This window comes from Gilvimarinus algae, from assembly GCF_030518215.1.
Taxonomy (GTDB): Bacteria; Pseudomonadota; Gammaproteobacteria; order Pseudomonadales; family Cellvibrionaceae; genus Gilvimarinus; species Gilvimarinus algae.
Genome location: NZ_JAULRT010000059.1, coordinates 207,022 through 229,296 on the forward strand (window position 1 = coordinate 207,022; position 22,275 = coordinate 229,296).

Below are 22,275 nucleotides of genomic sequence, written 5' to 3' on the forward strand. Positions count from 1 at the left end.
TTTGACGTAGGGCAGGACGGCACTCGAGGGTTGGTCGCGGCGGCACCTTAAATTTCTGCCGTTGCCTGGGGGGGGTTATAGCGGTGCCTTGGGTTTATGGCGGCACCCTGTGCTGTGGGCCATACTTTGGGGGCTCTGGCCCGCCTTTGTATTGTTTATTGCTATTAGCTAGTTAAATAAAAGAAATTTTATTAATAATTAGGGCGCGGCTATAGTTTGACCATGGAACGATCACTCATCCCAAGCCACTGTGTACAGGAGATATAGAACATGGGCGCCACTAACACCCCCGGTCAGGGCAAATGCCCGGTCATGCACGGCTCGCGAACCAAGCTCTCTGAGGAGCGCACCGGCAACGCACACTGGTGGCCGAACCAGTTGAACCTCGGCATCCTTCACCAGAATCACCCCAAATCCAACCCTCTGGGCGACGCCTTCGACTACGCCAGTGAATTCAACAAGCTCGACCTGCCTGAGGTTAAAAAGGATATTGAAGCGGTATTAAAAGACTCACAGGATTGGTGGCCGGCGGATTACGGACACTATGGTCCCTTTATGATTCGCATGGCCTGGCACAGTGCCGGGACTTATCGTTTGGGCGATGGCCGTGGTGGTGCGCGCACCGGCACTCAGCGGTTTGCGCCTCTGAACAGCTGGCCCGACAACGGCAACCTGGACAAGGCTCGCCGTCTTTTGTGGCCCATCAAGAAAAAATATGGCAACAAGTTGTCCTGGGCTGACTTGTTTATCCTCACAGGTAACGTCTCGCTCGAATCCATGGGGTTTAAAACTTTCGGCTTCGCTGGTGGCCGGGAGGATGTTTACCAGCCCGAGGAGGACATTTATTGGGGCGCTGAAAAAGAATGGCTGGCCACCAGCGACAAGGAAAACAGCCGCTACAGTGGCGATCGCGAACTCGAAAACCCGCTGGCCGCTGTGCAAATGGGCCTGATTTATGTCAACCCCGAAGGCCCCGATGGCAATCCTGATCCACTTGCTTCGGCGCGTGACATTCGCGAAACCTTTGCACGCATGGCCATGAATGACTACGAAACCGTTGCCCTCACCGCCGGCGGTCACACCTTTGGCAAAACCCATGGCGCTGGCGATGCCGCTCACGTAGGTCCTGACCCAGAGGCGGCGCCGATTGAGCAGATGGGCTTTGGCTGGATTAGCACACACGGTTCGGGCAAAGGCCGCGACACCATCACCAGTGGACTTGAGGGTGCCTGGACGCCGACTCCGACCCAGTGGGACATGAGCTACTTTGATGTGCTGTTCGGCTATGAATGGGAACTCGGCAAGAGCCCGGCGGGCGCCAATATTTGGGTGCCGAAAAACCTGGCCGAAAAAGACCACGCCCCCGACGCCGAAGATGCGAGCAAACGTGTCGGTATTATGATGTCGACCGCTGACATGGCCATGCGGGAAGATCCCGAGTACCGCAAAATTTCCGAGCACTTCCACAAGAACCCGGAAGAGTTTGCCGACGCTTTCGCCCGCGCCTGGTTCAAGCTTACCCACCGGGATATGGGCCCCAAAGTGCGTTACCTCGGCCCCGAGGTGCCCGCCGAAGATTTGATCTGGCAGGACCCGGTGCCGGCGGTGGATCATCCACTGGTCAATGGGGACGACATCGCCCAGCTCAAGCAGAGCATTCTCGCCTCGGGCCTGCGGGTCACCGACCTGGTGTATACCGCCTGGTCTTCGGCGTCGGTGTTCCGCAGTTCGGATCTTCGCGGTGGGGCCAACGGCGCGCGCATTCGGCTGGCGCCGCAAAAAGACTGGGAGGTGAATCACCCGGCACAGTTGCAAGACGTGCTGGCGACCCTAGAGAAGGTTCAGAGCGATTTCAACTCGTCGCAGTCCGGGGGTAAGAAAATTTCGCTGGCCGACTTAATCGTGCTTGGTGGGTGCGCGGCGATTGAAAAAGCCGCAAAAGACGCAGGCTTTGAGGTGGATGTTCCCTTCCATCCAGGGCGTACGGATACCACTGATGATTGGACGGATATTGAATCTTTCGAGCCGCTGGAGCCAGAGGCCGATGGTTTTCGCAACTACAGTCGCAAGCTCTACACTTCCGCACCTGAGGAAATGTTGGTGGATAAAGCACAGCTGCTCGGCTTGAGCGCACCCGAGATGACGGTGTTGGTCGGTGGCATGCGTGTGCTAAATGCCAACTATCAGGGCGCGCAGCACGGCGTGTTGACCAATAAGCCCGGGCAGTTGAGTAATGACTTTTTCGTCAACCTCACAGACTTGAACACCGAGTGGAAACCGACCAGCGATGACAATGTCTATGAGGGGCGAGACCGCAAAACTGGCGAGCTTAAATGGACGGGCACTCGCGTGGATCTGGTGTTTGGTTCCAACTCGCAGCTACGTGCGCTGACGGAAGTTTACGCTCAGGATGATGCCAAAGAGCGTTTTGTCAGCGACTTTGTCAAAGCCTGGTGCAAGGTGATGGATGCCGATCGCTTTGATCTGGCATAAACAATCGGGCCGACTATTCGCCTGAATACGGTGCTTACCGACGCAAGGCGCTCCCCAGGGAGCGCTTTTTTGTGGTTAGTGGTTTGCGGTTATCGAGTGGCGGATCGCTTCTTTCTTTTGCTTGCCAGCTTGAGCAGCCTTTGGAAGGTGGCGCAGTCAAAGTGATTTTTCTGGGGGCATTTGGCTGCGTGGCGCAGCCCGTCCCGCAGTGCGCTCAAACGCTTTATGCTGCGCTCTAAATCGTTAGCCTTGTGCAGCAGCTTATCTCTGTCAATGGCCGGGCGTTTGTATTCGCCGAACATGTCAGTGAGTTCTTCAAGGCTAAAACCAGCCTCCTTGCCAATATTGATGAGCGCCAGCTTATCCAATACGTCGGCGTTGAATTGTCGGCGCAATCCATTGCGGCCTATGGATCGAATCAACCCTTTTTCTTCATAGTATCGCAAGGTGGAGGCGGCCACGCCCGACTCTCGCACCACTTCGCCAATATCCAATGACATCTGGTCGCCTCCGGCAGTTGACTTAAAGTCAACTTTAAGTTGTACGCTGCTTTAATTGCAAGGGTTTTAGGAGGCGGTATGAGCTTTGTGATTCAGCCACAGTGGTGGTTGCAGGTATGTATTTTGGGTGTAGGTGCAACTTTGATACTGGATGCCTGGTGGTGGTTGCTCAAGCGCATGTTTTCAGTGGCTTCCTTGGATTTTCGGCTGGTGGGGCGCTGGCTGGGGCATATGCCCGCCGGGCGCTTTAGGCACGCCGCTATCGGCAGCACTCCTGCCGTAAGGGGAGAGTTGTGGCTGGGCTGGGGGTTTCACTACGTAACGGGTATTGCCTTTGCGGCGGGTTTTGTGAGCATTGCGGGCGAACAGTGGTTGCACTCGCCCCGTTTTTTGCCGGCCTTGGTTTTTGGTGTGACGACGGTTGTCTTGCCATTTTTTATTATGCAGCCTTGCCTGGGTGCGGGTGTGGCAGCAAGCAAGCTGCCCTCGCCCTGGCGAGCTCGGCTAAAAAGCCTGGTGACTCACTCGGTGTTTGGTCTTGGACTGTATCTGTCAGCGCTGTTGCACTTGGGGTAGAGCGGTGCCGCAGTGTTTGCAGTGGGCGGCGTCGGCTTCGTGGCCGCTGCGTTTGCAGCCAGGGCAACTTCGCCGGTAACGATCGCGCTGCATTTCCTGCGCGAGTTCGGCGGTGAGTATGCCAGTGGGTACGGCAATAATGGAGTAACCGGTGAGCATGGCGGCGGCCGAGATGATCTGTCCCAATACCGTTTGCGGCACGATATCCCCATAACCAACGGTGGTGATGGTGACGATCGTCCAATAGATGCTTTTGGGAATGCTGGTGAAACCGTGAGCCGGCCCCTCGACCATGTACATGAGCGAGCCAAAGATCACCGAGAGCACCAATACTGAGGAAAAAAACACCAGAATTTTGCGCCGGGCAAGTAGCATGGTGCGCATCAATAGGTTGGCTTCGCTCAAATAGCGGGCGAGCTTCAAAATTCGAAAAATACGCAGTACCCGCAGCAGACGGATAATCAACAAATTGTTGGCACCGGGAATAAAAAACGCGAGGTACGAGGGCAAAATCGAGAGCAAATCGACGATACCGTAAAAGCTCTTGACGTATTCCCAGCGGCGCTTGGCGCAGTAAACCCGGGCGATGTACTCGGCGGTAAACAGTAGGGTGAAGGTCCACTCAGCCGTCCGGAGCCAGAGGTCGTAGTCTCTGACAATCCACTCCACAGACTCGAGCATCAGTATCAGCACGCTGATGCAAATGGCCCAGATCAGGCAGACGTCAAATAGCTTTCCCGCCGGGCTCTCCCAGCCGAAAATGATGCGGTTGAGCTTTTGCCGCAGGCTCTCGTTAGCGGCGGGTTCGGTTGCCTGCTCGGGCGGTGTCGTGTGCATGGTCTGCGCTCTTGTCGGAGGTTGCCGTCCAAACGCGGCAGAGCCTATGCTGCAACATTCACTCCCTGCGCCGCAAGTCCGGCGTGTGATTCTCTAAGGCGCTAGATTAGGCGTCGTCCAGGGTATCCAGCGCTTGAGGTCTAAGGTGTAATCGGCGTCTGTGCTCCACACCCGAGTGTTCACACTCTGACCGAGGAGAAAGCGCTCGACAAAAGCATGGATGGCAGCTTTTTGCGAGTCGGGGACCACACAGTGCTGGTGTCCGCCAACCTGGGTGATGCCTATATGCTGCTCGGCACCGAGCGCAGCATAGATTTCTCGGGCGGCCAGTGCTGAAAGGTAAGCGCTTTTGTTCCCCAGCCACTCCATGTCGGTATTTTCTAAAAGCAGAAGACCCCGGGGCGCCACCAACCCGAGCAGTTGATGGTTGTCCACGGGCAGCTTATCCACCTGCTGAGCGAAGCGTGCGAACGCTTGTGTCAGCCAGGTGTTTTCAGTGACGATTTGGCTGGCCGTCTGTACATTGGCGCCGGCCTCTTTCATGGCTTCGGACACGCGCCAGGAGGCTGAACCCCCCGAGCCACTCTCCTGGATAATCGACAGAGCAATACGTTCATCCAGCGCGCCTGTCACAAGGGCGCCTTTGCCGTTGCGTGAGCAGCCGGTAACGCCCAACCGGTTCGCGTCAATGGGGCTGTCTGTGATGGCGCCAAGTGCATCGATCAACCGGCTCACACCCCAGGCCCAGGCGACGGTCGAGGCGGCGCTGTGGTCTTTTCCGTAGAGCTTGTAAAACTTCCCCTGGCCTCGCGCGGCGGCGCCTGATTGATCGCCGATGTCGTTGTTGGGGAATTCAATGATGGCAACGCCTTGATCCAGCAGCGCCTGATTGTCGAGAAAGGAGCGCCCTATACCAATCATGGCGGGATAGGGCGGTTTACCCGTCGTGGGCCAGAGTATTTTTGCGGTGAAAGAGACGCTCTGGCCGTTGTCGGCAACCTTGACCGTCAGGGCGTCCTTTTCCAGGTGGCTATTGACCTCGGCGCCGGGCGGCGGCTTGTCGCCATATATCCAGTGTTGCAACTGGGCGCTGATCTCGCGCCTGCGGCAGCTCCAGTCGGCGCGACTGGTTACGGCCCGCCCGTCCCGATAGACGAAGGGGGTGGGTAGGGCGTCGATGTGGGGGAGCTCGCTAAAACTTGCCGGCGGAGTAAGTGGACAAGCGGCGCCGCTGTCTTCCGGAGTTTGGGCCAGTGAGCCCGCACAGAACACGAATATCGCCAACAGCGGCCAGCGGAAATACCGCGCTTTTCCGGTCATGAGCACTCCGGTGCGTATGCGTTTTTATGATTGCGGTTTTGCACCAACCCCAGGGGCCGGTGCGCGGAGAGTTCGCAAGCGCAAATCATATGGTCTCTGTGACCTTTACGCAATGGCGAGCGCTCAGGGTTTTGGAATCAGGACCAGAGCGGTCATCTCCTTGAGGTAAGCGCTATCCGTTCCATCGAGCTTGTTGTAACGGATAATGCTCTGCAGAGTTTTTACGTAGGCTTCGCCGCGCTCGGAATAGCGCGTCAGGGTGGTGGCCGCCTCGAGGCCCCCGAGCGCTTGACCCTCCTGGTGCTTTTGTTGGCGCAGTTGCCGCAGAGACTCGTAGGCCGGGTGAGTGTTCAGGTTGAGCCCGTGCGCCTGCACCGACTGCAGGGGTGTGTCAAACCGGGCTATTTTGTAGTCACCTTTACCGCTGCGCTGCTGCGCCGGGGTGATGCCATCGTCCCCCCAGGTCCACTGGCCAAAAAGGGCGTTGCCGGCAAAGGCAAAGCGCGAACTTCCCCAGCCACTTTCCTCGGCCGCCTGGGCCAGAATCAGCGAAACCGGCAGTGTGTCCACTTTGAGCAGCAGCTCATCCACGGCGGCTTTGGGCGACTCGGGTTCCCACTGCACGCGATAGCGCCTCGCTAACTCGGCAAGCTCGGTCTGCTGCGCGGGCGTGAGCGCCGATGAGCTGTCGGCCAGCGCCAGCAGCCGATCCCGCTCAGCTAGAATCATCTCGTTGCTGCGCAGAATCAAAGGCCCCAGAGTCCGAAAGAAAATCTTCTTTTTCAGTTTGACCTGCATTTGCTCTTGGCTGGTGTGGCTCCAGCGCTCAGGAATGCTGGCCAGGTAGACCCTTGGTACCTCACGCATACCCTCAAGCCACTGTTGCTCGGTGTAATCGAGCCCGTTAAACAGATCCAACAGCTGTTTATAGTCCTCTAAAGAGCGAGTCTCAATGGTGGTTTCTCCACCACTGGCAGTGTGCGGCACGGTCTCAGCCAGGCATGGGGTTAATACACTCGCTATCAATGCAAAAAGCAAAACGGTAAGGCGTTCCATGTTGTTACCTTTTCAGTGTGAGCGATGGATAGAGGTCTCGGTCGGTTGGGGCGATCCCCATTGAGCATAGCCAAAAAAATCGCCTTTGCTGAATAACCTTATCTGTCAATCTTGGTTTATTTTTTGGGTAAGCGGGTTGGTCTTAAGCATTTGATCGAATAGAACATCTGAAAAAACTGCGATCTCGTTGTAAAAGCTGCGTGAAGTGGGCCGCCTGCGTTGGTGGTTTGCGTGAACTTGTTGTCAGTGGTCACAAAAAAGGAGAGGTTTTGTGACCGACGTCTTACAAGAGCGGGTGTGTGAACATTTGGCACGTTGGTTGCGATAGGCCAGTCAGTATGTTTCATCACCATTGTTCTAGGAGTCGTAGTTATGGTTAAAAAAATTTCATCGGTCGTGGCGCTTTCGGCGCTGTCTTCAATGGCTTTTGCGCAACAAGCGGAAAGCGGTTGGAGGTTTCAACCGGAGTTCTCTATCGGCGGTGGTTACGGTTTAACCAAGCTGAAGGATGAAGATTTCTCTGAAGACGAAGCGGCAAAAAAAGCCTTTGCGGTTTTAAAATTCAATGAGTACATCGGCATTGAAGGCGCTTACATCGATTTTGACGAGGCCAGTAACGGCGCGTTCAGTTTTGACCCTACCGGTGCCTCCCTTGGCCTGATTATCGAGGCGCCGATTACTCAGGTCTTTTCCGTTTACGCCAAAGGCGGACAGCTATGGTGGGATGCCGATGCGCGAGTATCAACTGACATCGGCAGCCTGGATGAAGACTTTGACGGCGACGAGACGTTCTGGGGGGCAGGCACCAAGTTTCAATTGGCGGAGCACTTAGATCTTCGCATCGAATACGAGCGCTTTAACTTTGATATTTCACGCGACGAAGTCAACGTTCTGCAAACCCAGGACATTGATATGGACGTCGATTTCGCCAGCGTGAACCTGCAGTACACATTCTGAACTTTCGGAATGGTGGGGGCGTTTTTAAACTAACCATTGAGGTAATTGTTATGACTATCAAAACTCACTCTGTTGCAAAAACCCTTTCACTGACTTTGGCCGGTGCTCTGATGTGCTCTTCTATGGCCATGGCAGCCGGTATGGAAAAGTCACAAGCGGAAAAAAGTGTTTACGACTCCTCGGTAAACCTACAAGCCTTCTCGCAAATTGATAAGGACGGCAGCGGCGACATTCAGTTCTCAGAGCTCAAAGACGTCTATCAAAAAGATCTGACTCAGCGTGGCTGGAGCGAAGACATGTTGATGAGCCGCTTTGACAGTGATGATAACCAGCGTCTGAACAGCGAGGAGTACTCGGTATTTGCCCGCGAGTTGCTGCGCAGTGATCGTCTGTCCGAGGAGACTGGCGGTCTCGCCATGAATGGCGCCGAGGGTCAGCCCGGGCCAGAGCAGATCCAGCAGCGCCACTCCGGTGCAAACGATTCGCTGGCCGGCGCTGAAGGCGTGACCGAAGAGATGCTGGAAGACCGCGAGGTGGTCAACCGCTCCGGTGACACCGTAGGCGAAGTAGAAGACGTCATGATCGAACGCGGAAAAGTCACTAACGTGGTGGTCAGCGTGGGTGGTTTCGCCAATATCGGCGATAAAGACGTTCTGGTCGACGCCCGCCAGCTGCGCCTGCAGGGGAACCAGCTGCTGTGGGATACGCCGCTTGATGAAAACATGCTGGATAACATGCCCGAGTACGATGAAGACAAGTACTCGGCAGTGATTCGTTAGTCTCAGACCTGCTACCGGGAGTGCCTGTGGTGCTCCCGGAGTACTGGCCAGCGCTTTTATCCAACACCAGTCAGACAGGGCCGGCACATTGCGCTAAAATCCGGTCATGCTCAATTACATTGAAAAACTCCTGCGACCTACCTCTGTTGCCGTGATCGGCGCGTCCAACCGTGCCAACCGCCCCGGCAACGCCGTTATGCGCAACTTATTGCAAGCCTCTTTTGCCGGCCCGATTATGCCGGTGAACCCCAAATACAAAGCCATTAACGGCGTTCTCGCCTACGCCTCCATTGCCGATCTGCCCGAGGTGCCGGATCTGGCGATTATCTGCACCCGCGGTGATCGCGTCCCTGACATAGTCGATCAGCTGGGAGAGCGCGGTTGTCGCAATGCGATCGTGATCGCTGCGGGGCTTCGCGTACTACCGGGCGAGCAGGGCAGTGTGCAGGAGGCTATGCTCGCCGCCGCAAGGAAGTGGCAAATGCACATTCTTGGTCCCAACAGTCTGGGTTTGATGGTGCCGGGCATTGGTCTGAACGCCAGTTACGCCCACACGGGGGCACAGCAGGGAAAAATCGCCTTCATCAGCCAGTCTTCGGCGGTGTGTACCACCATTCTGGATTGGGCTGAGCGGCGTAAAATTGGTTTTTCTCATTTTATTGCCTTGGGCGATGCCGCCGACATCAGCTACGCAGAGCTGCTGGATTATCTGGGTCAGGACAGCAAGACCTCCGCTATTTTGCTCTACGTGGAAAATATTCGCCGCGGCCGCCTGTTTATGTCCGCCGCTCGCGCCGCCTCAGTGAACAAGCCCATACTGGTGATCAAAACCGGACACACCCTGGAGAGCCTGGAGGCTGCCGCACAGGTCACCCGCGACGAAATCGGTGCCGATGGTGTTTACGACGCCGCTTTTCGTCGAGCCGGTATGCTGCGTGTGGGCGAGCTTCGAGAGTTGTTTGCGGCTGTGGAAACGCTCGCCCACGGTAAGCCCATCAAGGGCGAGCGCCTCACGGTGCTCACCAACGGTGTTGGCCCATCGCTGATGGCGGTTGACACACTGCTTAGTAACGGAGGCCGGCTGGAGGCGCTCAGTGACGCCACCTTGGAAAAATTGCGGGCGATAGTGCCGGTGGGTGGCCACTTGGGTAATCCCATTAATTTGCTGGGAGACGCCTCGCCCGAGCTGTATCAAAGCGCGCTCGATGTATTGCTCGAGGCGCCTGAGGTGGACAACCTGTTGGTGTTGCATTGCCCCTCGGCGCTGGTGGCTGGTGATGTCTATGCGGCGAAAGTCATTCAGGCGATCAAGCGCAAGCCCGGGCGGATTCCTAATGTGCTCGTGGCCTGGATGGGCGAGAATGCCTCGGTGGCGGCACGCGAGCGTTTCTCAAAAGCGGGTATTGCCTCTTTTCGCACGCCCGAAGGCGCGGTCGGCGCCTTTATGCATATGGTGCAGTACCGCCGCAACCAAAAGCTGCTGCTGGAAACCCCCGAGTCTATTCCGGCTGAGATCGCGCACAACTATCCCGCTGCCCAACAGGTACTTGTCGAGGCGCGCGCGGCTGGAGCGAGCCAGTTGGACACCCTCGCCGCCGTCGATCTCTTGACCGCCTATGGCATCAATACTGTGCCCACGCTGACCGTGCGCAATGGCGAGGAGGCGGCCGAGCAAGCCGAGCAACTGGGCTTTCCCGTTGCATTGAAAATTAATTCGCCGGATATTCTGCACAAGTCCGAAGTCGGTGGCGTGGTGTTGAACCTGCACTCAGCCGACGAGGTACGTCTCACCGCCAACAACATGCTTGAGCGCGTGGCTGGCACTTTTCCCAAAGCTCGGGTCCAGGGCTTTACCCTGCAGCACATGGCCAGGCGCGCTGGCGCCCATGAGTTGCGTATCGCGGTGAAAAACGATCCGGTGTTTGGCCCGGTGATCTTGCTGGGTGAGGGCGGCAGCGAGCTGGATACCGAGCGCCACGCGGTGGTCGCTCTGCCGCCACTGAATATGGCACTGGCGCGTTATCTGATTATTCAAGCGCTGGCCGAGGGCAAGATTCGCGATCGCCACTTGCAGCAGCCTCTGGATCGCCATGCGCTGAGCGTGCTGCTCACCCAGGTTAATCAGATTATTATCGATAACCCCGAGATTCACGAGCTGGACATTAATCCGGTACTCGCCTCGGGGCGTGAGCTGACGGTGCTGGATATCAGCGTCAAACTCGGCGACCCCGCGCAGCGGCATTTGGTGATCCGGCCCTACCCCAAGGAGCTGGAAGAAACCTGTGAACTCACCTCGGGAAGGTCCGTGTTGCTGCGCCCGATTCGCCCGGAAGACGAGGCTACCCACCGTGAGTTTGACCGCAAGCTGTCGGACGACGACCGCTACAACCGCTATTTTGCTGAGTTGCCCAAGCTCGGTCATGAACAGCTGGCGCGGCAGACGCAAATCGACTACGACCGGGAAATGGCTTTTATCGCCAGTGCCGTGAAAAGCGATGGCGGCCAGGAAACCCTGGGCGTTGTGCGCGTATTGCTCAACCCGGAAAACACCGAAGGCGAATTCGCCGTTATTGTCCGCTCGGACATGAAAGGCCAGGGGCTGGGAAAACGTCTGCTGCAAAAAATGCTCGACTACTGTGCCGCCTGCGGAGTGCAGTGCATTACTGGTGAAACCATGCTGCAAAACCACGGTATGGCAGGCTTGGCGCGATCCCTCGGGTTTGTGGTCAAGCGGAATATAGATGAGGGGATTATTAGCATGCGCTATGAATTTTAAGACCTAGGGAACCTCTGATTAAGTCCTTGCGGCCTCTGGCTTTCAGGTTTTTTTGCTGGCAAGGCGCGCAATCGAGTCGGGCTGGTTGCCCGGCGAATGAGCGCAACGCTGTCAGCGAGAAATCCTGAAAGCCCCGAAGGGCACGGCCTGGCGCGGGCATTCTCAGCGTTGGCAATCTTGTTAAGGACGACGGCCATTAACTTCAATTGCCGCCTTGAGACTGCTCCGCGCCAGATTGCGCAGAGACCACAAGAACTTAATCAGAGGTTCCCTAGGGCGTATGCGTGTCCTCTAAGGCGGATTCTCCAAAAGTCCCCAGCCTATACCTCGCTCCACCGATTTATCGGCTATAGTGTGAACAGGCCAATGAGAAAGGTTGATGATAATAACCACGCTTTCTGCTTGGCTTACGGATTGCTACTGATCTGCGCACCCAGTGCAGTGTAAAAAAGGATGTTATCGGCGAAAAGCCGCCCTTTTTCATCGCTGTTACTGGTTTGCCGGATCTGTGAGTTGCATTGCGTTTGTAACATTGTCTGTACCTGCTATTTGAGGTGCATCGGGATTATTGCCAAGGAGGTTTTATGACATTCCATGTGTTTTCGTTTGCTCGCCCCTCTCTACATCAATCTTTTTTGGGTCTTATTGTGCTGACCGTGAGTGTGCTCTCGTCAAGCTTATGGGCAAGTACTACGCCGCCAGACTCTCCACAGTGTAAGACAGACAAAAATATTCCCAATAAGGCCATGCATTGTCCGGATCAGTTTGCCTGGGAGGTGTTTATCAAGCTCAACCAGCCTCGGGATGGCCTGCCGAGTTGGCACAGCTTTGCCACAGACCAAGATACCTTCCCGCAAAAGCCCGTGCCCTCCGTGTGCAGCACCAGCAAGGCGAGCCCGGACTACTGCCCCGCGTGGCCAAAAGCCGGGCGCTTGCTGCCGATTGAACAGCAGGGGCCGAGCAAGAGCCATCATGCCCCCATCGACTCCGTGCTAGATCCATTCCTCACCAATGTGGAGTTGGTGCAGCGCAATAAAGCGTCGTTTGATTACATCGTGAATAACAACCTCTGGTATCAGCAGGGGCTGGCCAAAGCCTTTTCCACGGATTTTGATGTGGACTTCCCGGTAGAAGCCATTGAGATCAAAACCAACTGGGTGGATCTTGCGCAAATCGACAAGGTCCAGCGCGACACCTTTCATACGGTTAAGTACGACGGCAAGCAGTGGGGGCTGGTGGCAATGCACATTACCACCAAGGATTTACCCCAGTGGTTCTGGGCGACCTTTGAGCATGTGTCCAACCCCGGGCGCTGCGATTGGTTGGGCTGTCGCGATTCGTTTGGGGTAACACCTGCCGTGACCCAGGCGAAAAAGCCACTCTACGGTTATTACCAAGCAGAGAGTATTAACCCGGCGCTGGCCAATATGATGGAGTCCGTTGACCCGGTATTTCGCAACTACCGCCTGAAGGGGAGCCAGGTGGATTTTGTCGATGACACCGGCACGCCGACCTTGCTTGGTAATTCGGTGACCGAATTTGGCTTTATTCAAAATTCCTCGTGCATGACGTGCCATGCACGCGCCACTGTGAACTGGCAGGGGCAAAACGGGCTCGGCGGCTTTGGTAACACCCCCGGTGGCCAGGCGACGGATGGTCTGCCCACGGCGGGTATCAGCGCGCCGCAGCAGAGCTTCTCGGGCGCGCCGGATCCGCGCTGGTACACCGGTGCCTCGGGCAATCAGCAACTGCACACTATGGATTTTCTCTGGGCTATGCCGTTTCAGGCGCAGTCGGCCTATGACAGCATTAAAGAAGCCAAGGCGAAGTCGCCTTAAGCACCCATAGGCGCAGCCGGGAGATAGTTGCGCCTGTTGGTCTATGGCTTGTTAAGCCACTTTAATGCTTGTTCATCGCTGAGCTCGGGGCCGGTGTAAACTTTTGCCTTAAACGCGCCTGCGCCCAGAGCCAGCTCTTTGAATACTCTTTGTTCAATTTCAGACAGACCACCCTCTAGGGTTTCCAGCGGCTGAATCAATACCTGCACGCTTTTTTTAATCCAGCCCGTCGTTCGAGCGGCCTGCACAAGGGCTCTGAGCTCGGGCTCTGCATTGGAAAATGTACCCACCAACAGGCGCTGAGTGGAAAATGCGTTTGTAGCATTTTGGGTTTTCCAGGGCGTATTGGCTGAGAGGTTTTTAACGGAAAACTGATTTTTCCGGACTTTTACGTAGAGGCTTTCGGTAAACAGTTTTTTGAGCATTCAATCAGTGCCTGTGGGGCTCCGCCATAAGCGCAGTTTGACAGAAGTTTCCTAGAGCTTGCCCAGTGCCTTGATGTGCGCCACAGCACTGCGCCCAAGCGAGGGAAGATCATAGCCGCCCTCAAGCATAGAGACAATGCCGAGGCACTGCTCGTGGTCATCCATGTAACCGCGCAGTTGTTCTGTGACCCACTGATAATCTTGCTCGACCAGGCCAATAGACGACATGTCGTCCAGCAGGTGCGCGTCAAAGCCGGCGGAGATAAATAGCATCTCGGGGGCAAAGGCTTCCAGCGCAGGTAGCCAGTGCTCGGTGACCGCGTCGCGAAACTCCTCGCCTTTGGCCGTGGCGGCAAGCGGGGCGTTGATGATATGCTCACGGCCGGTTTGGTAGGGGGTGCCCGGATAAAAAGGGTGCTGGAAAGTTGAGCAAAACAGCACGCGCGGTTCGTCAAAAAAAATATCTTGAGTGCCGTTACCGTGATGCACATCAAAATCCAGTATGGCAACGCGCTTAAGATGTTGCGTATCCAGCGCATGACGTGCGGCAACAGCAATATTGTTGTAAAAACAAAAACCCATGGCTCGGGCGCGCTCGGCGTGATGGCCAGGCGGGCGAACGTTACAAAATGCGGTTTTGATTTTGCCTGCCATGATCAGGTCTACGGCCTGGGCGCCAGCGCCGGCGGCGTGGCGGGCCGCTTGCAAAGTGCCGGGGCTCATCCAGACATCGTCGCGCAAAAGGCGCACGCCCTTTGCCGGAGCAAGGCCCTCCAAGCTCTCCAGATAATTGGCCTCGTGCACGGCGCGTAGCTGTTTATCGTTTGCGGGGATGGCGTCGTATTCGCTGATCACAAACTCCAGGCCGCTGGCGATAAGCTGGTTGTGAATAGCATCGAGCCGCTCGGGGCACTCGGGGTGTCCCTCGGGCGAGAGGTGTTGCGCGCAGCTCGGGTGGCTGATGATCACGACAGACATAAGGGCAGTTATCGCGTAAAAGGCGGATTAGAGTTTGAGCTTGACGCCCATTTTACTCACAAGTGCGCCTATCCACATAATCACCACGGAAAATGCCAGCGACCAGGCGATACCGGCTGCGCCGGCGTCAAACAGCTGCGGGCGATAGCTGAGGCCCGCAAGGCCAAAGGCGGCAATAAGAATGTAGGGGATGATATACACCAGCAGTGGGTTGGCCGCAGCTGGGGCGAAAAACTGACACCAGCGGGTATGGCCACGTACGTCCACCCAGTAATAGGTGACGGCAAAAATCAGAGAGCAGAAAAACACGCTAAATAGCCCCCAGCTGGGAGTTGCCCAGATTTTGGATATGGGCGATACCTGCCAGCACAGCAGCGCAAGCACGCCACTCAAGGCCACAAACAATGTCGCATTGCGGGCTTTATTGCCTGCGAGAGTGTCGTTGTAGAACACCGTGGACAGCGCGCAGCCTGCCAGCACTATGGCGGCATGAGTGTTATTGCGGTTGTTCTCAATCAGAACTGCCAACGCTGAGCCGCTGTCGGCCTGCAGGGAGTCGAACGCGAAAAACAGCCCCAATAGAGCGGCGGCGGCCAGTAGCAGAAATGCGAGATGGCCGTAGGCGTGGCTCACCTTGAGGGCCAGCAAGTAGACAATACAGGCCATCAGGTAGGCCCAGCCAATCAGCCCGAGAATGCCCCACCACTGGGTTGTCATACCCTGGCCGCTGTTGCCCCGGTAAAGGTACCAGAGCACCAGCAGCAAGGTAGCCCCCACGAGCTTGGGCGCCAGTGTCGCGGCCCTGGGCCAGTGTTTTGGGTAGTGACACCAAATCAGCAACACGGCGGCGTACATCAGCAGCACCCACAAGTGAATGGGTAGCACCATAGCCGATTCATCGTACCCGCCGATGGTGTTGACCATAAACACCCCGATGATGATCAGGCTCAGGCTGCGAATCAGCACGTGTCCGAAAATCTGGCGCAGGTCCTCGCCTTTTTTTAAGCGTGCGGCAGTGGCAAAGGGAACTGACATGCCGACAATGAACAAAAAAGCGGGAAACACGAGATCGACAAAGGTCATGCCATCGACATCGGCAGCCAAATGCTTCATCCAGCCAGGAACGTTTTGCACGCCTGCCAGTTCATTGACGAAAACCATGGTGAAAATGGTAATGCCGCGAAAGACATCAATGGACAGAACGCGCCTGGCGGCGATGGCAAGCTGATTCATAAGTGGCCTGTTGTTTGTTGTTATTGTTTGCGGCGGGGGAGCAGTCCAGCCCGCCGTCTAGTGTGCTGGCTTAGCGGGCGAGCTTATCTTCGAGTTTTTGGTTTTCCTGCTCGATGTGCTTAAAGAACTCGGGATCGCTAAGCTCGCTGGCAGCGGCTTCATCGATGATAAGCACCGCGTCTTTGTGCATTTGTAGCGCCGATGCAGGACACGCCGCGGTGAGCGGGCCTTCAACTGTGGCTTTGATAGCCTCGGCTTTGGATTCGCCGGTGGCCAGCAGCACGACTTTTTTTGACTCTAAAATCGTCCCTATGCCCATGGTAATAGACAAGTGTGGCTGGTACTCACCCTCGGCAAAAAAGCGGGCGTTGTCGTCAATAGTGGCTTTGGTCAAGGTTTTAACACGAGTGCGAGAGGCCAGCGAGCTGGAAGGCTCATTAAAACCAATGTGGCCATTGCGGCCGATGCCCAGCAGCTGGATGTCGATACCACCGGCGTCGCTGATGGCCTGTTCATAGACCTGGCAGGCGGCTACCGGGTCCTCGGCGTTTCCCGGTGGCACCTGAGTCTGGGCTTTATCAATGTCGACGTGATTGAACAGCTTGTCGTTCATAAAGTAGCGGTAGCTTTGGGGGTGGTCGCCCTCAAGACCCAGGTATTCATCCAGGTTGAAACTCTTTACCTGTTTGAAACTGATGTCGCCACGTTGATTGAGCTTGATCAGCTCATTGTACAGAGCCACGGGCGTGGAGCCAGTGGCGAGACCCAGGACGGAGTCGGGCTTTTTCAGCAGTTGCTTTTTAAAAATCTCGGCGCCATAGGCGGCGACTTCGGCGGCGTCTTTCAGGATAACGACTTTCATTAGTGCTCCGGTTTATCGGTGTTGTTTGAAATCGCCAGCCACCCAGGTGGCCGTTACGGCAAAGTCTTCGGTAAAGTGAACCAGGTCGGCGCGACACTGCTCGTCAATCCGGCCCAGGGTATCGGCGAGTCCCAGATACTCAGCCGGGTAAAGCGAGGCCATGCGCAAGCATTCATCCAGCGCCAGGCCTACATCGCGGTGGGCGATGCGCACGGCGTCGATCATGCCGATGGCGCTGCCCGCCAGACGACCCTCGGCGTTGACCAGGGCACCGTCCTTTTCAAAGATTTCTTCACCGTAAATAGTGAAAGACTTTTGCTCGCTCCCTACGGTGGACATGGCGTCGGTGACCAGATACACCTTGCCCCGGGGCTTAGCGCTAATGGCCACTCGCACCGAAGCCGGGTGCACATGGTGGTTATCGCAGATGATGCCGCACCAAGTGTCGGCCGAATCCAGGGCCGCACCTACCACACCCGGCTCGCGGCCGGTCTGCGGGCGCATGGCGTTGTACAGGTGAGTAAACCCGGATAGGCCCTCGTCAATGGCCGCCATGACCTGTTCGTAATGAGCATTGGTGTGGCCGCCACAGACGATAATGCCGGCTTCGACCAGCTGGCGGACCTGACCCGGCTGCGTGTGTTCTGGCGCAAGGGTGAGCATGACCCGCGTGGCGTCGAGGTGCGTCAGCCAGTCGAGGTCATCGCCCTCGATGTCTCGGATGTATTTGGCGTTGTGGGCGCCGCGCTTTTCCATATCGAAAAACGGCCCCTCGATGTGAATACCCAGTACCCCGCTCATACCCTGAGCCACGGCATCGGCTACCGCTTTGACGCCCGCCTGGTGGGTTTGGCGCGTGTCGCTGATCAGCGTGGGCAGCATGCCGGTCGTGCCTGTGGGACGATGGCCGTCCAGCATGGTTTGCAAGGCGCTGACGCTGGTGTCGTTGGTGAAGAAGGCGCCGCCGCCGCCGTTAACCTGCAGGTCAATAAAGCCGGGGGCGAGTATGCCGCCATCCAGCTCCACGAGCTGCGCGTCTGGAAAGTCTCGGACAACGTTGTCATTTTCGGATACAGCAATAATCGCTGAGCCGCCGATAATCAGTGCCTTATTGTCGAGAAACTGGTCGCCAGTAAAAATCCGGGCGCCGGTCAGGGCTTGCTTCATCAGTGATTACCTGTTGTTGCGTTAGGCCGGGATGGCTGACAATCCCGAACGTTTCGACCTTATTATCGGCCGGAACGGGGGCTTTTGCAATCAGATGCGCAGTACGCACCAAAAACAAGCACTACTCGCAATGCCAAATGAGTGAGTATCGGTCTATTGGTAAGGCCAAACTGGTTGACCAAGGGTGGCCCTGGCTTTAGAGTATTGGCCTGTCGAATACACAAGCGGTGAGAGTGTTCTATGAAAATTGCGTTGATGAACGAATTCAGTCAGGCGGGGAAAAACCCGGTCATTTTGCAAGAGCTTCAGGCGGTGGGTGCCGAGCAAAACCACCAAATTTTTAACGTTGGAATGGACGGTGACAATGATCATCGCCTGACATACATCCACCTGGGCATTATTGCCAGCTTGCTGCTTAACGCCAGGGCAGTAGACTTTGTCGTTAGTGGCTGCGGTACGGGTCAGGGCGCACTGATGTCGCTCAACGCTTACCTAGGGGTTTGCTGCGGTTACTGTATTGATCCGGCCGATGCCTACCTGTTCGCTCAGATCAACAATGGCAACGCGCTGGCCCTGCCGTTTGCCAAGGGTTTTGGTTGGGGCGCTGAGCTCAATATTCGCTACATTTTCGAAAAGGCTTTTACCGGCGTCACGGGTCAGGGCTACCCGCCTGAGCGCCGTGAATCCCAGGTGGCCAATGCCGGTATTCTCAACAGTGTTAAAGCTGCTACCGGTAAGCCCTATCTTGAGGGCATGGAAGCTTTGGACCCGGAGCTTGTGAAGCAAGCGGTGGGTGGTGAACGCTTTCAGCAGTGCTTCTTTGAACACTGTCAGGACAAGGACATAGAGGCGTTTGTGCGCCGTTTTGTCTGATCAATGTCAAAGCCACAAAAAAGCCCGGCCATTTGGCCGGGCTTTTTTGTGAGTGCGAGGTGCTCAACCGTGGTTAATCACCATCACATCGGTATCGAGCGCATCGATAAGGCGCTCGGCGGTGTTGCCGCGGCGCGTCTTGGTCATGCCGTTTTGTCCCAGTGTCCCCATGACCACCAGGTCGGCATTGATTTCTTCGGCGATTTTGGACACCACGTCAGAGGTATAGCCGTGATCCACATGAATGTGGTCAGCCGCGAGCCCCGTCTCTTTGACCAGGCGGCCGCGGTCGGGGTAATGCATGGAGTCGAGATAGCCATTGACCACGTGCAGGTCGGCGTTGTAAACGCCGCTGATATTGCGTGCGGCCGTCAGGATTTTCTGATTGAGCTCAATTTGCACATCGCGGGTTGCCTGGAAGTTCACCGCTGCCAGAACGGTCTTGCGCTGGTCGTGGGCACCGGGGCGAATCAGAACCACCGGGCAGTAGGCCCCTTTGAGCAGGTCCCACTTGGATTCGGTAAAGAGGAAGCGGCGAGCTCCGCTCTTGGCGTGTACCGGCAGATAAATCAAGTCAGCATTGGCGCGTTTGGCCGATTGCATAATCGACTCTTGCCACTCAGACGACCAGGACACCTCAATCAGGTGCTCAACGCCGGCTTCGTTCAGGACGCTGCGAATTTTCTCTTCAAACCAGCTCTGGTCGCGAACCAGGTTTGCGTTGTAGGCGCGCGTGTCCACCGCGTCGCCGTCGACGGCGACAAAAACGTGCACAAAGGGTTTAACTTCTTGCAGTTGTGAGGTCATTTTCACGCGTTCCAGAGCGACGTGTTGCTCGTCGTTCGGGTCCACAACTACAAACATCTTCTGCTGTTTGGACATGGGTTCTCCTGGTTATCCCTCTTACTCTTGCGTCAGCTCGGGCGCGGCTTTGCCGGTCGCGCCATTTCTTTATTGGAGGGCCAAGCATAGCAACTTGCCGGCGCTGTGGGTAGCGCGGTGTTGGCGCGTGCAGGGTACAATAGCGATTTTTTACCACTGGGGTATCGACCTTATGGCACAACTTACCGCCACGGCCTTTGCCGAGTTGACTGAAGGGCAGAGCGCGGACTACCAGAAAACCTTGACGGCGGCGGATATCGCGCTGTTTGCTGCCACCAGCGGCGACGTCAACCCTGTCCATCTGGACCGCGATTATGCCGCCACGACCGTTTTTGGCGAGCCCATTGGCCATGGCATGTGGCTCGGTGCACTGGTTTCCGCGGCTATCGCCACCCGCCTGCCGGGGCCGGGTAGTGTCTATCGCGCCCAGTCGCTGCAATTCAAGCAGCCCATTAAAGTGGGTGATACCGCGCAGGTGACTCTGACCATCAAAGAACTCAAGACGCGCACCCGGCTGGCGGTTATAGACTGTCAGGTACGCAATCAGGATGGGGTATTGTTGGCCCGCGGCGAGGCTGAAGTCATTGCGCCTGCCGAGGGCGGCACCATTGAGGCGCCGGCACTGCCCAAGGTCACTGTGAGCACATCCGGCTAACTTAACGCACCTGCGCGGAGGTGCTGGTATTTCAAGGGCTCGCGTTCGGCCAAACGCCGGTGACGGTGCACCGCCCAGGCCACGTTCTCGGAGCTTTCAGGCAGGCCGGTATTCGTCGTTGACGCTTGTCGATGGGTTGGGATACACCACTCAAAATGATGGCGCCTGGATTGCGAATCTGCCCGAAAGCTTGGGCACGGGTGGGTTTTCCGTCAGCTTGCAGCCCCCTGTGCCGCACCATTCACCCGGCAATGTTATTTCCGGCCTGATGGCGCCTAACTGAGCGGTGGAGGCCAGCCGCCGAGTTCCTGCCAGCGATTGATGATCAGGCAGAAGAGCTCGGCGGTTTTTTCAGCATCATAGGCGGCCGAGTGGGCGGCGCTGTTGGAAAACTCTATGCCCGCGAGCTGGCAGGTTTTGGCCAGTACCGTATGGCCAAATGCCAAGCCGGACAAGGTGGCGGTGTCGAAGCAGGAAAAGGGGTGAAAAGGGTTACGCTTAATCTCGCAACGCTCGATGGCGGCGTTGACAAACCCCAGGTCAAAGTGGGCGTTGTGGCCCACCATCACGGCGCGGTTGCAGCCGTGATGGCGTACGGCGCGGCGAATACCCTGCAGCAGCTCGGTCATCGCGATCAGCTCCGGGTCTGCCAGGCGGTCACTGCTCTCAAGATCAATGCCGGTGAAGTCCAGCGCCGACTGTTCAATATTGGCGCCTTCAAACGGCTCTATGTGGTAGGCGAGGGTTTCGTCGGGGCGCAGCAGACCGTCATCATCCATGGTCAGGGTGACGGCCGCCACCTCCAGCAGCGCATCCCGTGCACTGTTAAAGCCACCGGTTTCTACATCCACGACCACTGGCAAAAAGCCGCGGAAGCGCTGGGCCATGGGCGAGGCATTGTCTTTTTCGAACTCGGGCGGCTGGGGTTTCACAAACAGTCCTTAGGGATTAAGCCTTTATTTGCCAATTGAGTGTCTCGCCGGCGCACAGCGGCACGATGTGTTCGTCCAGATAGGTTAGCTGAGCGGGCAGCTGCCAGGGAGTATTCACCAGCGTTATGGTGTCCCGGTTGCGCGGTAGGCCGTAAAAGTCCGGCCCGAAATGGCTGGCAAAGCCTTCCAGTTTGTCCAACTCGCCGGCCGAGTCAAAGGCCTCGGCATAGAGCTCAATGGCACTGTAAGCGGTGTAGCTGCCCGCGCAGCCGCAGGCTGCCTCCTTTTTACTTTTGGCGTGGGGCGCTGAGTCGGTGCCGAGAAAGAATTTGGGGTTGCCACTGGTGGCCGCTTGCAGCAGAGCCTGTTGGTGGCTCTGGCGTTTGAGAATCGGCAGGCAATAATAGTGGGGGCGAATGCCACCGGCGAGCATGTGATTGCGGTTGTAAAGCAGGTGGTGGGCGGTAATCGTGGCGCCCACATTGGCCGGCGCCGCTTTGACAAACTCAGCGGCATCGGCGGTGGTAATGTGCTCAAGCACAATCCTGAGGCTCGGAAAATCTTTAACCACCCGGCTCAAGGTGCGATCAAGGAAGGTCTTTTCCCGGTCGAAGATATCGATGGCCGAGTCGGTGACTTCGCCGTGAATCAGCAGGTAAACGCCCTCGCGCTGCATGGCTTCGAGTGTTGGGTAGACGTTGTTAATGTCGGTGACGCCCGAGTCCGAGTTGGTAGTGGCGCCGGCGGGATAGAGTTTGCAGGCCACTACCCCAGCGGCTTTTGCCCGCGCGATGTCTTCGGCGCTGGTGTTGTCCGTGAGATAGAGCACCATCAGCGGATCGAAGTCACCTTTGGCCTGAGAGAGAATGCGCTCGCGATAGGCCAGTGCCTGTTCGGCGTTTTGTACCGGTGGCACCAGATTGGGCATGACAATGGTACGGCGGAACTGGCGTGCTGCGTCCGGCACAGTGCGTCTCAGGGCATCGCCGTCGCGCAGGTGAATGTGCCAGTCATCTGGCCGGGTGAGGACAATTTCTCGGGTCATGGTGTGTCTGTCGCTGGGTAAAGGCTCGCATCCTAGCAAAATTGCCGCTAAAGCGCAGCCGCAAGGGGCCGATAGCCTGTGTGATACTCGC

20 protein-coding genes are annotated in these 22,275 nt (G+C 56.8%); 8 read left to right on the plus strand and 12 right to left on the minus strand.

Annotated elements, in window-relative coordinates; genetic code table 11:
* Positions 1 to 270 precede the first annotated feature (270 nt).
* Positions 271 to 2,493 (plus strand): catalase/peroxidase HPI, encoded by a 2,223-nt coding sequence (katG, locus tag QWI16_RS12250; RefSeq protein WP_302713508.1) that lies wholly within the window; start codon positions 271 to 273, stop codon positions 2,491 to 2,493.
* An 89-nt stretch (positions 2,494 to 2,582) separates the two neighbouring features.
* Here the strand turns inward: katG and QWI16_RS12255 are convergent, their stop codons facing one another.
* Entirely contained in the window at positions 2,583 to 2,993 is a 411-nt protein-coding gene (locus QWI16_RS12255) for a helix-turn-helix domain-containing protein (protein WP_368045295.1), read from the minus strand.
* Between the two features lie 78 nt (positions 2,994 to 3,071).
* Between QWI16_RS12255 and QWI16_RS12260 the strand changes: the two genes are divergently transcribed.
* A complete protein-coding gene (locus QWI16_RS12260) occupies positions 3,072 to 3,569 on the plus strand; it encodes a DUF2938 domain-containing protein (protein ID WP_302713510.1) in 498 nt (165 codons plus the stop codon).
* Here QWI16_RS12260 and QWI16_RS12265 read toward each other — a convergent pair.
* The 3 genes from QWI16_RS12265 to QWI16_RS12275 form a co-directional block, all read right to left on the minus strand.
* Entirely contained in the window at positions 3,546 to 4,406 is an 861-nt protein-coding gene (locus tag QWI16_RS12265) for an ion transporter (protein ID WP_302713512.1), read from the minus strand. The genes QWI16_RS12260 and QWI16_RS12265 overlap by 24 nt on opposite strands.
* Before the next feature lie 93 nt (positions 4,407 to 4,499).
* The gene (locus QWI16_RS12270; RefSeq protein WP_302713514.1) at positions 4,500 to 5,726 is read right to left on the minus strand and encodes a glucuronyl esterase domain-containing protein; all 1,227 of its coding nucleotides are present in this window, start codon (positions 5,724 to 5,726) and stop codon (positions 4,500 to 4,502) included.
* Between the two features lie 123 nt (positions 5,727 to 5,849).
* Positions 5,850 to 6,782, minus strand: coding sequence for a glucosaminidase domain-containing protein (locus tag QWI16_RS12275; RefSeq protein ID WP_302713516.1), 933 nt, complete (start codon positions 6,780 to 6,782; stop codon positions 5,850 to 5,852).
* A 372-nt stretch (positions 6,783 to 7,154) separates the two neighbouring features.
* Here QWI16_RS12275 and QWI16_RS12280 point away from each other — a divergent pair, with 372 nt between their 5' ends.
* The 4 genes from QWI16_RS12280 to QWI16_RS12295 all read left to right on the plus strand — a co-directional run bounded on the left by QWI16_RS12280 (position 7,155) and on the right by QWI16_RS12295 (position 13,132).
* Positions 7,155 to 7,739 carry a porin family protein gene (locus tag QWI16_RS12280; protein ID WP_302713518.1) on the plus strand — a complete coding sequence of 195 codons (585 nt, stop codon included), beginning with the start codon at positions 7,155 to 7,157 and terminating at the stop codon, positions 7,737 to 7,739.
* A gap of 50 nt (positions 7,740 to 7,789) precedes the next feature.
* Positions 7,790 to 8,518, plus strand: coding sequence for a PRC-barrel domain-containing protein (locus QWI16_RS12285; RefSeq protein WP_302713521.1), 729 nt, complete (start codon positions 7,790 to 7,792; stop codon positions 8,516 to 8,518).
* A gap of 106 nt (positions 8,519 to 8,624) precedes the next feature.
* The gene (locus QWI16_RS12290) at positions 8,625 to 11,294 is read left to right on the plus strand and encodes a bifunctional acetate--CoA ligase family protein/GNAT family N-acetyltransferase (protein WP_302713522.1); all 2,670 of its coding nucleotides are present in this window, start codon (positions 8,625 to 8,627) and stop codon (positions 11,292 to 11,294) included.
* 584 nt (positions 11,295 to 11,878) lie between these two features.
* A complete protein-coding gene (locus QWI16_RS12295; protein ID WP_302713523.1) occupies positions 11,879 to 13,132 on the plus strand; it encodes a hypothetical protein in 1,254 nt (417 codons plus the stop codon).
* 41 nt (positions 13,133 to 13,173) lie between these two features.
* Here QWI16_RS12295 and QWI16_RS12300 read toward each other — a convergent pair whose 3' ends face one another.
* From QWI16_RS12300 to nagA, 5 genes are all read right to left on the minus strand, one after another.
* Positions 13,174 to 13,557, minus strand: coding sequence for a hypothetical protein (locus QWI16_RS12300; protein ID WP_302713525.1), 384 nt, complete (start codon positions 13,555 to 13,557; stop codon positions 13,174 to 13,176).
* A 51-nt stretch (positions 13,558 to 13,608) separates the two neighbouring features.
* On the minus strand, positions 13,609 to 14,535 hold the full coding sequence (locus tag QWI16_RS12305) for a histone deacetylase family protein (protein WP_302713527.1): 927 nt from the start codon (positions 14,533 to 14,535) through the stop codon (positions 13,609 to 13,611).
* Positions 14,536 to 14,562: 27 nt separating this feature from the next.
* Positions 14,563 to 15,768: a DUF5009 domain-containing protein gene (locus QWI16_RS12310; RefSeq protein ID WP_302713529.1), complete on the minus strand. Its 1,206-nt coding sequence runs from the start codon at positions 15,766 to 15,768 to the stop codon at positions 14,563 to 14,565.
* 70 nt (positions 15,769 to 15,838) lie between these two features.
* Positions 15,839 to 16,630, minus strand: a complete 792-nt coding sequence (nagB, locus tag QWI16_RS12315; RefSeq protein WP_302713531.1) for a glucosamine-6-phosphate deaminase — start codon at positions 16,628 to 16,630, stop codon at positions 15,839 to 15,841.
* A gap of 12 nt (positions 16,631 to 16,642) precedes the next feature.
* Positions 16,643 to 17,797 carry an N-acetylglucosamine-6-phosphate deacetylase gene (gene nagA, locus QWI16_RS12320; protein ID WP_302713532.1) on the minus strand — a complete coding sequence of 385 codons (1,155 nt, stop codon included), beginning with the start codon at positions 17,795 to 17,797 and terminating at the stop codon, positions 16,643 to 16,645.
* 240 nt (positions 17,798 to 18,037) lie between these two features.
* On the opposite strand from nagA, the gene QWI16_RS12325 reads away from it, so the two are divergent.
* A complete protein-coding gene (locus QWI16_RS12325; RefSeq protein WP_302713533.1) occupies positions 18,038 to 18,670 on the plus strand; it encodes an RpiB/LacA/LacB family sugar-phosphate isomerase in 633 nt (210 codons plus the stop codon).
* 63 nt (positions 18,671 to 18,733) lie between these two features.
* Here QWI16_RS12325 and QWI16_RS12330 read toward each other — a convergent pair whose 3' ends face one another.
* Complete coding sequence (locus QWI16_RS12330) at positions 18,734 to 19,552, minus strand: universal stress protein (RefSeq protein WP_302713535.1); 819 nt, start codon at positions 19,550 to 19,552, stop codon at positions 18,734 to 18,736.
* A 172-nt stretch (positions 19,553 to 19,724) separates the two neighbouring features.
* Here QWI16_RS12330 and QWI16_RS12335 point away from each other — a divergent pair, with 172 nt between their 5' ends.
* Positions 19,725 to 20,207 (plus strand): MaoC family dehydratase, encoded by a 483-nt coding sequence (locus tag QWI16_RS12335; protein WP_302713537.1) that lies wholly within the window; start codon positions 19,725 to 19,727, stop codon positions 20,205 to 20,207.
* Between the two features lie 275 nt (positions 20,208 to 20,482).
* Here the strand turns inward: QWI16_RS12335 and rnt are convergent, their stop codons facing one another.
* The gene (rnt, locus tag QWI16_RS12340; protein WP_302713673.1) at positions 20,483 to 21,094 is read right to left on the minus strand and encodes a ribonuclease T; all 612 of its coding nucleotides are present in this window, start codon (positions 21,092 to 21,094) and stop codon (positions 20,483 to 20,485) included.
* A gap of 61 nt (positions 21,095 to 21,155) precedes the next feature.
* Positions 21,156 to 22,184 (minus strand): dihydroorotase, encoded by a 1,029-nt coding sequence (gene pyrC / locus QWI16_RS12345; protein WP_302713539.1) that lies wholly within the window; start codon positions 22,182 to 22,184, stop codon positions 21,156 to 21,158.
* Between the last annotated feature and the right edge of the window lie 91 nt (positions 22,185 to 22,275).